General features: G+C 33.2%; 13 protein-coding genes. 6 read left to right on the forward strand and 7 right to left on the reverse strand.

Annotation, left to right across the window (positions count from 1 at the left end; translation table 11 throughout):
• Positions 1-264: 264 nt before the first annotated feature.
• From hppD to uvrC, 4 genes are all read right to left on the reverse strand, one after another.
• On the reverse strand, positions 265-1,428 hold the full coding sequence (gene hppD, locus GQ46_RS08760) for a 4-hydroxyphenylpyruvate dioxygenase (protein ID WP_044400665.1): 1,164 nt from the start codon (positions 1,426-1,428) through the stop codon (positions 265-267).
• 101 nt (positions 1,429-1,529) lie between these two features.
• Complete coding sequence (locus GQ46_RS08765) at positions 1,530-2,687, reverse strand: homogentisate 1,2-dioxygenase (RefSeq protein ID WP_044400667.1); 1,158 nt, start codon at positions 2,685-2,687, stop codon at positions 1,530-1,532.
• A 252-nt stretch (positions 2,688-2,939) separates the two neighbouring features.
• On the reverse strand, positions 2,940-5,183 hold the full coding sequence (locus GQ46_RS08770; RefSeq protein WP_044400670.1) for a patatin-like phospholipase family protein: 2,244 nt from the start codon (positions 5,181-5,183) through the stop codon (positions 2,940-2,942).
• The gene (uvrC, locus tag GQ46_RS08775; protein ID WP_044400673.1) at positions 5,184-6,986 is read right to left on the reverse strand and encodes an excinuclease ABC subunit UvrC; all 1,803 of its coding nucleotides are present in this window, start codon (positions 6,984-6,986) and stop codon (positions 5,184-5,186) included.
• 104 nt (positions 6,987-7,090) lie between these two features.
• Here uvrC and GQ46_RS08780 point away from each other — a divergent pair, with 104 nt between their 5' ends.
• The 6 genes from GQ46_RS08780 to GQ46_RS08805 all read left to right on the forward strand — a co-directional run bounded on the left by GQ46_RS08780 (position 7,091) and on the right by GQ46_RS08805 (position 11,985).
• Positions 7,091-7,522: a RimK/LysX family protein gene (locus GQ46_RS08780; protein ID WP_044400677.1), complete on the forward strand. Its 432-nt coding sequence runs from the start codon at positions 7,091-7,093 to the stop codon at positions 7,520-7,522.
• Positions 7,523-7,578: 56 nt separating this feature from the next.
• The gene (gene rimK, locus GQ46_RS08785; protein ID WP_044400680.1) at positions 7,579-8,448 is read left to right on the forward strand and encodes a 30S ribosomal protein S6--L-glutamate ligase; all 870 of its coding nucleotides are present in this window, start codon (positions 7,579-7,581) and stop codon (positions 8,446-8,448) included.
• Positions 8,449-8,460: 12 nt separating this feature from the next.
• Positions 8,461-9,438, forward strand: a complete 978-nt coding sequence (locus GQ46_RS08790) for a succinylglutamate desuccinylase/aspartoacylase family protein (RefSeq protein ID WP_044400683.1) — start codon at positions 8,461-8,463, stop codon at positions 9,436-9,438.
• A gap of 9 nt (positions 9,439-9,447) precedes the next feature.
• A complete protein-coding gene (locus GQ46_RS08795; RefSeq protein WP_044400685.1) occupies positions 9,448-10,014 on the forward strand; it encodes a 5-formyltetrahydrofolate cyclo-ligase in 567 nt (188 codons plus the stop codon).
• A gap of 90 nt (positions 10,015-10,104) precedes the next feature.
• Positions 10,105-11,550 (forward strand): PAS domain-containing sensor histidine kinase, encoded by a 1,446-nt coding sequence (locus tag GQ46_RS08800; protein ID WP_044400688.1) that lies wholly within the window; start codon positions 10,105-10,107, stop codon positions 11,548-11,550.
• 12 nt (positions 11,551-11,562) lie between these two features.
• The gene (locus tag GQ46_RS08805; protein ID WP_044400691.1) at positions 11,563-11,985 is read left to right on the forward strand and encodes a two-component system response regulator; all 423 of its coding nucleotides are present in this window, start codon (positions 11,563-11,565) and stop codon (positions 11,983-11,985) included.
• A gap of 9 nt (positions 11,986-11,994) precedes the next feature.
• On the opposite strand, the gene GQ46_RS08810 is transcribed toward GQ46_RS08805, so the two are convergent.
• The 3 genes from GQ46_RS08810 to GQ46_RS08820 all read right to left on the reverse strand — a co-directional run bounded on the left by GQ46_RS08810 (position 11,995) and on the right by GQ46_RS08820 (position 13,719).
• A complete protein-coding gene (locus tag GQ46_RS08810; protein WP_044400694.1) occupies positions 11,995-12,627 on the reverse strand; it encodes a lipoprotein signal peptidase in 633 nt (210 codons plus the stop codon).
• A 26-nt stretch (positions 12,628-12,653) separates the two neighbouring features.
• Positions 12,654-13,277 carry a hypothetical protein gene (locus GQ46_RS08815; RefSeq protein WP_052503438.1) on the reverse strand — a complete coding sequence of 208 codons (624 nt, stop codon included), beginning with the start codon at positions 13,275-13,277 and terminating at the stop codon, positions 12,654-12,656.
• Between the two features lie 61 nt (positions 13,278-13,338).
• Positions 13,339-13,719: a TraR/DksA C4-type zinc finger protein gene (locus GQ46_RS08820; protein WP_044400698.1), complete on the reverse strand. Its 381-nt coding sequence runs from the start codon at positions 13,717-13,719 to the stop codon at positions 13,339-13,341.

Below are 13,719 nucleotides of genomic sequence, written 5' to 3' on the forward strand. Positions count from 1 at the left end.
ACCAAATAAAGATTAAAATAGTCGATTACATTCCTTTCTATTTCCTTTATGTTTTAACATAAAATAGAACCGTAACTAAGGCTATGTTTGTATTTTCTGTTCTATTTAAAGAAATTACAATTCGAATTTATTATCAATATTTTTAAAATTCGTTTGGTACAACATCTAGTTAATTACAATTACTATTCCAAAAATATAAAACAAAAAAATGCCATCTGTATATTGGATGACATTTTTAGTTATTATTTAACATTAAACGCAGTTCTACAAGGTTCCTCGCTTAGCTTGCTCTCTCTCAATAGACTCAAACAAGGCTTTAAAATTTCCTGCACCAAAACCTTGGGCACCCATGCGTTGAATAATTTCAAAAAATAAAGTTGGTCTGTCTTCTACTGGTTTTGTAAAGATTTGAAGTAAATAACCTTCTTCGTCTGCATCTATCATTATAGACAATTTTTGAAGCTCACCAATATCTTCTTTCATCATATCCATGTGCTCTCCTAATCGCTTAGGGATGTCATCATAATACGCTTGTGGCGGTGGTGGCAAAAATTCTATGCCACGTGCTTTTAATTGCGCTACGGTTTTAATAATGTCGTCTGTTGCGACTGCAATGTGTTGCACCCCTGAATCTTCATAGAAGTCTAAATATTCTTCAATTTGAGATTTTTTAGCAGCTTTTGCTGGCTCATTAATTGGGAATTTAATACGCCCGTTACCATTACTCATTACTTTACTCATTAATGCAGAGTATTCTGTATGGATTTGTTTATCGTCAAAAGACAAGAAGTTCACAAAGCCCATAACGTCTTCATACCATTTTACCCAAGTATTCATTTGCCCCCAGCCCACATTACCAACCATGTGATCAATATATTTTAATCCCACTGGCTCTGGATTGTAATCACTTTCCCATGCTTCAAAACCTGGCATAAACGTGCCTGTGTAATTTTTACGCTCAACAAACATATGGACCGTTTCACCATAGGTATAAATACCTGCTCTTACCACTTCACCATGTGCGTCTGTTTCAACAACAGGTTCCATAAAAGATTTCGCGCCTCGTTTCGTGGTTTCCTCATAAGATTTTCTAGCATCCTCTACCCAAAGTGCGACTACTTTAACACCATCACCATGTTTAACAATGTGGTCGTTTATTTTAGATTTACTGTTTAAAGGAGATGTTAAAACCAAACGAATTTTATCCTGTTTCAAAACGTAGCTTACACTATCTTTTGAGCCTGTTTCTAAACCTTTGTAGGCGTAGGATTGAAACCCAAATGCTGTTTTATAAAAATGCGCTGCCTGCTTGGCATTACCCACATAAAATTCAACATAATCTGTTCCTAAAAGCGGCAAGAAATCTTGTGCGCCCTCAAATATTTTTTCTAAACCGTAGTTTACCGATTGTACTTCTTTTTTACTCATTACTTATATTTTTGCCATTCCCGCAAAGGCGGGAATCCTATTCTTTAATACTTCATTTATAATCTACTAGACCCCCGTCTTCTTGGGAATAAAAAAACAGCTTATTCTAACCATGATTTATAATAGTCTTCATCGGCAATCTTAAGTGCTTCTTCTGTAACCATTAATGGCTTAAACGTGTCAACCATTACTGCTAGTTCTTCTGTTTTAGTATGACCAATACTGCGCTCTGTTGCACCTGGGTGTGGGCCGTGTGGAATACCTGCTGGATGCAGGGAAATATGGCCCTGATCGATATCGTTACGACTCATAAAATCACCATCAACATAGTATAATACCTCATCGCTGTCTATATTACTGTGGTTGTAAGGTGCTGGAATACTTTGTGGATGATAATCGTATAGCCGTGGCACAAAACTACAGACTACAAAAGCATCTGTTTCAAACGTTTGGTGTACTGGTGGTGGTTGATGCACACGACCAGTTATGGGTTCGAAATCATGAATGGAGAACGCATAAGGATAATTATACCCATCGTAACCTACAACATCAAAAGGATGCGAGGCATAGACCATGTCGAAAATCTCATCTTGTTTCTTAATTTTCATTAAAAAATCGCCAGATTCATTATTGGTTTCTAACTCATAAGGCCTTCGAATATCACGTTCACAAAAGGGTGAATGCTCTAACAATTGTCCAAAATAATTTCTATAGCGTTTTGGCGTGTAAATAGGGCGACGAGATTCTACAATAAATAAGCGATTGTCTTCGGTATCGAAATCTATTTTATAAATGATACCTCGCGGAATTATTAAGTAATCTCCATATTTAAAATCAAGATTACCTAAGTGTGTTCTAAGTTTTCCTGAGCCTTTATGCACGAAAATAAGTTCGTCTGCATCGGCATTTTTATAGAAATAATCTTTTGTTGATTGCTTTGGTGCTGCTAAAATAATTGTACAATCACTATTGGTTAATATGGCTTTTCGGCTGTCTAAATAATCCTTTTCAGGTTTGACTTGAAACCCTCTAAAACGATAAGATTGTATGTGGTTTTTTTTTGCAATTTTAGGCGCAACACTGTATTGCTTTTTTATTTGTTTTACTTGTGTTGGTCTTTGCTCGTGATAGGAGTTTGTACTCATCCCATCAAAACCAATTGTTCCAAATAATTGCTCGTAATATAAAGACCCATCTGCTTTTCTAAACTGCGTGTGTCTTTTGTGCGGAATGTTTCCTAATTTATGATATAGTGGCATTTTCTTCAGTTTTAAGTTAAAAAAATAAAATTTAAAAGCGTGACTTTCAAATTATTTTAAAGGTGAAAAAGAAAATTACAAAGTCATTCTGGATTTCTTTTAATAAGAAATTTTAAAAAGGATAGTATGTCTTGCCAGAAGTATTTCATTGTAAACAAATATCGGAATTTTTTTGCAGTTAGGAAAATGTAATTCCTTTAAAAAAAAGCACTTTGAAAGTGCTGTTTTTTATTACACAACATAATAATGATGCTAGAACCAAAACCCTAAATTAAAAAACCAATAATCTTGACTGTTTTCTGGTGAAAAGGTATATTTAACCTCAATAGGCCCTAAAAAGGTTTCTATGCCGTATCCTATTGCGTAACCTGAATAATCAGGAATCGAGAACCATTCTATATCTTCTGAGCTAAATAAGTCGTTTTCAACGTTTGCGTAATTTGCTGCAAATGTGACATGGTTTTTATTAAAAATTTCATAATCCACATTTAAAGTGCCTTTTAAGAAACTATTTCCGGCTACTGACAAATAATCATAACCGTAAAAAGTTTCAAAATTATTAATAAAATTTCTGGCATAACCCCCTAAAACAAAATTCAAGTAGGTATCCTCTCCTGCGCCTATTTTAGTACCGGCTTCAAAAGAAACGTTAGTACTAATTTTTGGTGTAAAGCTAAAAGCATAACCAAGATCTGCTTTTAAAACAGAGAACTCAGAGAAGTCATTATTAAAATCTGAAGAGTAGGCATAAAAATTAAAATCGGTGTTAAAATAGACTCCTTCATTTGGAAAATAACGATTATCGAAAGAGTCAAATCTCAAGTTTGCAAAGGCACTTACATAATCGCTATTATCGAAGACGGTATTATTTTGACTTAAAGAGGAAATTACAGTTTCGGTAGTGATTTTATACCGTTTATGTTCTACTCCCAGTGTTAAGGTTAAATCGTTTTCATATTGCGTTTGTAGAAAAAACTTATTGGTAAAATCTACAATTCTAACGCCTAACTTATTAACTCCTGCCATCGTTAATTGCTCAGGTGTTAGTAATGCTGAGGCAGCTACACTTTTATTAAATTCATTATAGCGAGATTTAAGACCTACACTCCAATAGAATCCTTTATCGATATAATACTCAAAGTTGTAGCGTACATTATCTCCCACAATTAAATCTAAGGACAAAACATCATTTTTAAAAAGTAATTGTTTCTTAGTGACATTAGCCAACAAAGCACTTTTGTATAATCCGTCATAATGCAGTCCAAACTTTAACGAGGCTGTTTTCTTAGTCTCCACCAACTCTGTATAAAGATCATAACCTTCAACACCATCATATTTTGACGGCACTAATTTGTATGTAAAACTATCAAAGTTGTTGGTAGCTACTAGATTATTTGTACCACTAATAAAACGGTCATAACTAACTTTTTCAAAGGGTTTGAGTTTTAGCTTTCCTAAGGCGTACGAAAAGGTGTAGTTCTCTAGTCCTTCAAAATATATAAGATTAATCTGAAGGCTGTCTGGTGTGTTTTTTACCTTAAAATCTGAGGGCTCTATAATCTGTTTTTTACTTAATGCTTTTAATTCATCTATTTTAATTAAGGCCGCAATTTTCCCGTTTTCAATTATTTTAGGGCCATCACTAAACGAAACAACAGTGAAATTTGTAATATCTGGCTTAATATAAATATCGGTTTTTGGCCCTTTGGTTTTCATATCATTTATGGTACGAAAATTATTTATTTGAAACAATATTGCTGGTGCCGAAGACAAATCACTTCTATTTGCTAATCCATCTTGCACATCGACACCAATAATCACATCCATACCTTTTGCCCGAAGTTCATCTAAGGGATAATTATTAAGTACGCCTCCATCTATTAATAGCTGATCATCAATTAAAACAGGTTGAAACAATGAGGGGAATGCACTACTGGCTTTTATAGCTTGCGCTAAGTTGCCTTCCTCTAAAATTACAGGTTTGCCATTTTCTATATTTGTTGCGACGCAAAAAAACGGAATAGGAAGCTTACTAAAATCCTTGACATCGCTAACATGAAGTGTTAATTTAGACAATAAATTAAAGGTGTTTTGACCACGAGATAAGGCTGATGGGAGTTTGACTTCAAAATTATCAAATGGTAGTATAACCGCATATTTTTCGTCATTTTCTCGTTCATAAAATGTTTTTGCAGCTCTTGGAATATTATCTGTAATAATATTATCAAAATTGACCGTTTTAAAAATAGAATCTAATTCCTTACCAGAATAACCTGAGGCGTATAAGGATCCTATAATAGCCCCCATACTTGTACCTGCTATATAATCTATACGAATACCCAGGCTATCTATTACTTTTAAAGCACCAATATGCGCCAGTCCTTTAGCCCCACCTCCACTTAAAACCAGACCCACTTTAGGCTCTGTAGTTTCTGTATCCTGCCCGAAAACTTCAGCATTTAATAATAATAATATAACAACGATGAAGTATCTCATTTAATAGTTTTCATTTTTATGATAATGATTGTATACTTTCTCTGCTCTAGACACACCAACAACATTTTCCAGTTCGTCTAATTTAGCATTTGCAATACGTTTAGCAGATTTAAAAACCTTTAATAAATCTACAATTGTTTTTTCACCAATACCAGAAATAGTCTCTAACTCTGTATTTAGGGCTTGTTTACTACGTTTATTCCTGTGGTGTTCTATGCCAAAACGATGCGCTTCATTTCTTAATTGTTGGATGATTTTTAGCGTTTCACTTTTTTTATCTAAATATAAGGGAATTGGATCATTTGGATAGAATAATTCTTCTAAACGTTTTGCAATTCCAATAATTGCAATCGTTCCGCGTAAGCCTAAAGCGTCTAAACTTTTTAAAGCAGAAGATAATTGTCCCTTTCCTCCATCAATTATAATCAATTGTGGTAGTGGCTCATTTTCTTCCAGCAAACGTTTATAGCGCCTGTAAACCACTTCTTCCATAGACGCAAAATCATCTGGACCAACTACGGTTTTTATATTAAAATGTCTGTAATCTTTCTTACTCGGTTTTCCGTTTTTAAAAACCACACAAGCCGCTACTGGGTTGGTGCCTTGAATATTGGAGTTGTCAAAACATTCGATATGTGTAGGTGCTTCGTTTAAACGTAAATCTTTTTGCATTTGTGCCATGATGCGTTTTACATGGCGGTCTGGATCTGTAATTTTAACCTGTTTAAAACGTTCGATTCTGTAATACTTCGCATTGCGAATAGACAATTCTAAAATATGTTTTTTATCACCTAACTGTGGTACTGACACTTTAACATCACCACCAACATCAACTTTAAAAGGCACATAAATTTCCTTAGAGTTAGAATTGAAACGCTCTCTTAACTCAATGATTGCTAGTTCTAATAATTCTTTATCTGATTCATCTAATTTTTTCTTTATTTCTAAAGTGTGCGACCGTATTATCGAGCCATAAGAAATCTGTAAAAAATTAACGTAACCAAAACTTTCATCACTTACAATAGAAAACACGTCGACATTGCTAATTTTAGGGTTAATAATGGTGGACTTTGCTTGATAATTCTCTAAAATTTCAATTTTCTCTTTAATTTTTTGAGCTTCTTCAAAGTGCATCTCTTCGGCTAAAGTTTTCATTTGCACTTTAAACTGGCCTAGTGATTCTTTAAAATTTCCTTTTAAAATTTCTCTAATCGCTGTGATATTTTCATGATAACTAGCCTGACTTTCTAAACCTTCGCAGGCGCCTTTGCAGTTCCCCAAATGATATTCTAAACAGACTTTAAATTTACCCTCTGCTATTTTTTCAGGATCTAATTTATAATTGCAGGTGCGTAAAGAATAGAGTCCTTTGATTAAATCCAACAAGGTTTTTACCGTTTTCATACTAGTATAAGGACCATAATATTCACTACCATCTTTAATCACGCGACGTGTTGAGAATACTCGAGGAAACCGCTCCTTTTTAATACAAATCCAAGGATAGGATTTGTCGTCTTTTAACAAGACATTATACCTTGGTTTGTATTTTTTAATCAGGTTGTTTTCTAATAATAACGCATCCCTTTCGGTTTCAACAACAATGTGTTTAATGTCGGTAATCTTTCTTACCAGTACTCTGGTTTTCCCGTTATCATGTGTCTTAGTAAAGTAAGAGGTAACCCGTTTTTTTAAATTTTTAGCTTTTCCAACATAAATTATCACACCGTCTGCATCATAATATTGGTAGACTCCAGGAGATTCTGGCAGGGTTTTAAGTTGTATGTCTAAAGCGGGTTTACTCATGTCTCAAAGGTAATACTTAAAAAATATTTTCAATAGAAATTATGATTACAAGATTAGTTTAACACAAGTTTTTCTTACTTTGCGCCAAAAGTTAAGTTTTAAAAATGCCAAAAAGAATTATAGGCAGAATAGATAAAGCAGATTTTCCCACTCTTGATTTATTTGATATTGATATAAAAATTGATACAGGCGCCTTTACCTCATCTATGCACTGCCATAAAGTAATTGAAGAAGACAATTTACTTAAATGTCTTTTTTTTGATAAAGAGCACCCTAATTATAATAGGAAGATTATTGTTTTTAAGAATTATTCTACAACCAAAGTTAAAAGTAGTAACGGGATCGTTCAAAACAGGTATATCGTCAAAACGAGTATCATTCTCTTTGATAAAAAATACAAAATCAATCTCACCTTAAGCACCAGAGACGAGATGAAATATCCTATTTTAATAGGTCGGAAATTCCTCTCTAAAAAATTTATTGTAGACATTGATTTAAAAAACTTATCTTATGATAAAAAGTTACTGTCCAAATAATATAAATTACACCTAGCACTATTTTTTAACAAATAATAATATATTAATTTACAACAATGAAAATAATAATTCTATCTAGAAACGCTCATTTATATTCTACCAAACGTCTTGTAGAAGCTGCAAAAAAACGCAAGCATGACGTTGAAATCATTGATCCACTAATGTGCGATATTATTATTGAGAAAAAAAGTCCGAAGGTTATTTTTAAAGGAAGAGCTTTAGAAGCAGATGCGATAATTCCTAGAATTGGTGCCTCTGTAACCTTTTATGGTACAGCAGTTTTGAGACAGTTTGAAATGATGAAAGTGTTTTCAGCTGTAGAATCGCAATCTTTGGTTAGATCACGTGACAAGTTACGTAGTTTACAAGTATTATCTAGAGCTGGTTTAGGGATGCCAAAAACGGTGTTCTCAAACTATGCTAAAGATGTTCAAAGTATGATTGATTATGTAGGTGGAGCACCTTTAGTCATTAAATTATTAGAGGGTACTCAAGGTTTGGGAGTAGTATTGGCTGAAACAAATAATGCTGCCGAATCTGTTATCGAAGCTTTTAATGGATTGCAAGCCCGTGTAATTGTTCAAGAATTTATTAAAGAGTCTAAAGGTGCAGATATTCGTGCCTTTATTGTTGACGGCACCGTTGTTGGCGCTATGAAACGCCAAGGAAAAGAAGGCGAATTTAGATCTAATTTACACAGAGGTGGAAGCGCCAATATTATAGAACTAACAGATGAAGAGGAAAATGCCGCTTTAAAAGCTGCTAAATCTCTAGGCTTAGGCATTTGTGGCGTAGATATGCTACAATCGGCGCGTGGCCCTTTAATTTTAGAAGTTAATTCTTCACCAGGGCTAGAAGGCATAGAAGCTGCAACCAAAAAAGATATTGCATCCACAATTATTCGTTTTATTGAAAGAAATGTTTAACTTAATTTATTAATGAAGGTTATTCAAAATAAAGACGATTTAAAAATTTTAGGCAAAATAATTAAACCTGGCGAAAGCAAAGAAGTTAGTTTTAATCTTGCCAAATTACATACACGAACACCTGTAGATGTTCCTATTATAATTGAGCGTTCTAAAAAACCGGGGCCGACCATTTTAATCACTGCTGGTATTCACGGTGACGAAATCAATGGTGTGGAAATTGTTAGACAACTCATTGCCAAGGGTATTAATAAGCCAAAAACGGGCACCACTATTTGCATTCCGGTACTCAATATTTTTGGATTTATAAATATGAAACGTGAGTTTCCAGATGGTCGCGACTTAAACCGTGTATTTCCTGGTAGTAAAACAGGCTCTTTAGCGAGTAGAGTTGCTTATACCATAACCACCGAAATTTTACCACATATTGATTTTGTTTTAGACTTTCACACTGGTGGTGCTATGCGTTATAATGCCCCACAAGTTAGAATCTCTAAAGGCAATGCAGATTTTAATATTTCTGCTCAAATTTTTGGAGCTCCATTTGTACTCTATTCAGATAACATCGCTAAAACCTTTAGAAATACCTGCAATAAAATGGGAAAACCTATTTTGTTGTTTGAAGGTGGGAAATCGATTCATATAGATAATAATATCACCAATACAGGCGTAAACGGCGCTAAGCGTATTTTACATCACCTAGGCATGCTCAGGAGTAATTTTAAAGTTTCTAGACCTAAAGAGCGTCCTATATTTATTGCTGAAAGCAGATGGATTCGCGCTAATTTTTCAGGCATGTTTAAAGCCTCCATTCAAATCAATGGAAAGGTAAAAAAAGGCCAAATTATAGGTAATATTACAGATCCTTATGGGAAATTCAACCACTTTGTTAAAGCCTCCTATGAAGGTTATATTATCAATGTTAATGAATCTCCGATAGTGTACCAAGGGGATGCTCTGTTTCATATTTCAACTAAATTATCAGACTAATTCAATCCCATGACGAAAGCTGAATTACGACTAAAATATAAGACGCTTCGTAAAAACTTGTCTGAAGAAACAATTAATCTTTTAAGTTTAGAAATTGCCAATCAGCTTCTTAAACTAGACATCTGGAACTATAGCTTCTATCATGTTTTTTTGAGTATTGAAAGTCAAAAAGAAATCAATACAGATTATATTTTAAGCATACTCTCAGGTAAGGATAAAAATATTGTGATTTCAAAAAGTGATTTTGAAACGCGCAACCTTCAGCATTTTTTACTAACCGATGCGACTAAAATAAAATTAAACAGTCATAACATTCCTGAACCTGTTGATGGCATTGAAATTGACAATTCAAAAATTGAAGTCGTTTTTGTGCCTTTATTAGCCTATGATAATATTGGTAACCGCATAGGGTACGGCAAAGGGTTCTACGATAATTTTCTAGCGAATTGTAAACCTGAAACCGTAAAAGTAGGGTTATCTTTTTTTGAACCCGAAGCCTGTATAACGGATGTTTCTTCTTCTGATATCCCGCTTGATTTTTGCATTAATCCCAAGAATATTCTTACATTTATATAGCATTTTATCGATAAAATGCTTTTTTTAACGTTAAATTGTATTTTTATATTATATTTGATATATTAACCCCAAATCATCCCTGTTACTAGAATGATACAGAACCATCTTTTTAAGAACGTAATCGACGACCTAGATATTGGCTATTGGGAGCTTCATAACAATATCAGCAACTGGTCTGCCGCTTTTTTAAAGGTTTTAGGTTATGAGCCTGAAGATGTAGAAATTAAATTAGATTATTTTTTAAATCATCTTATTCATACCGATGATCGCCCTGATTTTAGAGACAATTTTTATAGTTTAGTAAGAAATCATCTTGATTTTAAGCAAGTGATATCAATTAAGTGTAAAAATGGGGAATACAAAGAATTTATATGCTTAACCAATGATAATTTACCTATCAATGTACATGGCGATGCGATGGTTATTTTCTTTAATGAAAGAAAGTTTAAGACCAGTGAAAAAGTAAAAAAAGATTATTTTTATTATCGCGAAAATGCCGAAATGACTTCTACAGGAAGTTGGTATGTGGACTTTAAAAAGCAAAAAAGTTATTGGGATGACCAAGCAAGAAAAATTTTAGAATATCCAGAAGGTTATATTCCTTCAATAAGAAATTCTACAAAATACTATGCTGAAGAGCATCAGCAATTAGCCGTAGATTGTTTTTTTAAATGCGCCATGGCAGGTATGCCTTTTGAGACTGAGATTAAAATGCTTACGGCTAAAGGGAGAGCCTTCTGGGTGAAAGCTGTTGGAAAACCCGTTTATAATGATGACAAAGAGATTATTGGAATAAGAGGGATTTTTCAAGACATTGATGATGAAAAATTGAAAGTCATAACCCTTCAAAAAACATCAGATATTATTGCTTCTCAAAATTCGAGGTTATTTAATTTTGCTCACATAGTATCCCATAATTTGCGTTCTCACACCAGTAATCTTACCTTGATTACGCAACTTATTGATGACGTAGAGACGGTGTATGAAAAACTAGAATTGCTTAATAGCATTAAAGATGTTTCTGAAAGTCTTAACACCACCATTGACCACTTAAATGAGGTCGTAACGATACAAACACAGACCAATCAAAACAAATTAGAGGTTAGCTTCTCTGCCACTCTGGATAATGTAAAAAAATCTATTGGTGGAATTATTAGAGAGACTAATGCCAAAATAAATTCCGATTTTTCGGCACTACCTACTATTGAGTATATACCAGCCTATTTAGAAAGTATACTATTGAATTTAGTAACTAATGCCATTAAGTATAAGCATCCAGATAGGGACCCAGAAATTAGTATAACATCCTCTCTTTTAGATAAAAACAAATTCTTAGAAGTCACTGATAATGGTAGCGGTATCGATATGCAGAAGTTTGGCAATAAGCTTTTTGGCATGTATAAAACCTTCCATTATAATAAGGACGCTGTAGGCATTGGTTTATTTATTACTAAAAATCAAATTGAATCACTTAATGGGCAAATATTTGTAGACAGCTCACTAGAAAAAGGAACCTCATTTAAAATACATTTTTAACTAACTGACTCTATGAAATCCCCCACTGTTGAATTAGCCTGTATTATAGATGATGATAAGGTATATGTTAATCTAGTTAAGAAAATTATTGAAACTAAAAAGCTCTGTGAAAACCTAATGGTTTTTAGGGATGGAAAACAAAGTATCGATTATTTTGAAGCTTTAATGGAAAACATGAAAGAAGATCGTATTCCAGAAATTATATTCTTAGACCTAAACATGCCCGTTATGGATGGCTGGGAATTTTTAGAACGGTTTACTAAAATAAAAAACAAATTTAACAAAGTGATTACACTTTACGTGGTAAGCTCTTCAATTAATCCATTAGATGTTAATCGCGCAAAATCATTATCTAGTGTAAAGGATTATTTAATAAAGCCAATTAATATCACTGAGCTAGAAAACATCTTCTGCAAACCAACAGAAGAAATATAGCCTATAAAACTAGGGGTTTTTATCTGTTTTAGGAAATGCTTTTTTATTGAATAAAATCAAAATTACAAAACCAATACTTATAGCGATATCTGCAATATTAAACACGGGTTCAAAAAACATAAAATACCTACCCCCAAAATAAGGCATCCATTCTGGTAGATTGCCTTCCCATATTGGCATATATAACATATCTACTACATTGCCAAAAAAAACACGTTCATAGCCGCCTTCTTTTGGTAAAAACTGTGCGACTTGTCCATAACTATCATTAAAAGAAATACCATAGAAAACCGAATCTATAATATTACCTAAAGCTCCGGCAAAAATAAAAACTAAAGCGACAACCAAAACTTGAGATTGTTGTCTTTTTACAGCGTTAAATAACCAATACCCAATACCAAAAATAGCGACTATTCTAAAGAGTGTTAAACTCAGTTTTGCTGTTTTATCACTTATAAAGGGAATAATGTCGCTCAACTTAGTACCCCAAGCCATACCATCATTTTCTACAAAATAAATTTTGAACCAACTAAAAACGGTAAGAGACTCCTGTAATTGAAAATGTGTCTTTACATAAATTTTACTCAACTGGTCAAGAAGTAAAATAACAATAATTAAAATTGAGGCTTTCTTTAAGGACATAAATTAAATTTGAAACAAAAATAGAATTAATTTTTAGTTTTAGTTACGCTAATATTTCCGTTTATTGTATTTAGTTTAATATATTGTGTTCCAATAACTAAGGGTTCCTTTTCAATGATCCCAGTTTTTGAATTGGCTTCCACTACCGCATAATTTGATTCTATTTTAATGTTTCCATTAACAGAATTGATTATTGCATCTCCAGTAAAATCTTTAACAGTTGTGTTTCCTTGAGCAAATTCTAATGAAAGCTTTTTATATTTCCCTGTTATTTCTGCCGATGCTATAGCGCTTTTAGCATACACCGTTAAGTTTTCAGGAAGCACTAAAACCAGTTCAACAGAGACTACTTTATGCGCACTTAACTTATCATTCTTCATTTTAAAAAAAGGCTGAAAAGCACTTGAAATATATAAGGTATCATTTTTAGTTTCTGCTGAAACTATAATCGCATTAGCATATTCTCCCTCTATTTTTGATTGTAATTGAATGTCATCATTTTGAGTGGTACTTATTTTAATTTTAAAAATAGAATCGTCACTAACCACTATTGTTTTAATAGCCGCATTTTTAATGATTTTCTCTATACTTTTTTGCGCATGACAGGTGAGCGAAAGACTAAATAATACTATGAAGAGAATTTTATTCATTAACAAAAAAACGCCTCAATTTTCATTGAAGCGTTTATAATTTTATATGCTTTACGCACTATTACTGCATGTTTTTAGCCTCAATACTTAATGTAGCATGAGGGACTAATTCTAAACGCTTAGCATTGATTAATTTACCAGTAACACGGCAAACACCATAGGTTTTATTCTCAATTCTAATTAATGCGTTTTTTAAGTCACGAATGAATTTTTCTTGTCTAATCGCTAATTGTGAATTAGACTCTTTACTCATTACGGCACTACCTTCGTCAAATGCTTTAAACTGTGGCGAAGTATCATCTGTACCGTTGTCATGATCGTTCATGTACGCGCTTCTTATTAGCTCTAAATCATGGTTAGCGCTTTCTATTTTTCCTAAAATTAAGACTTTGAATTCAGCTAATTCCTTATCTGAATATCTTACTGTATTTTCTACTGCCAT

It is taken from the genome of Lacinutrix sp. Hel_I_90, assembly GCF_000934685.1.
Taxonomy (GTDB): Bacteria; Bacteroidota; Bacteroidia; order Flavobacteriales; family Flavobacteriaceae; genus Lacinutrix.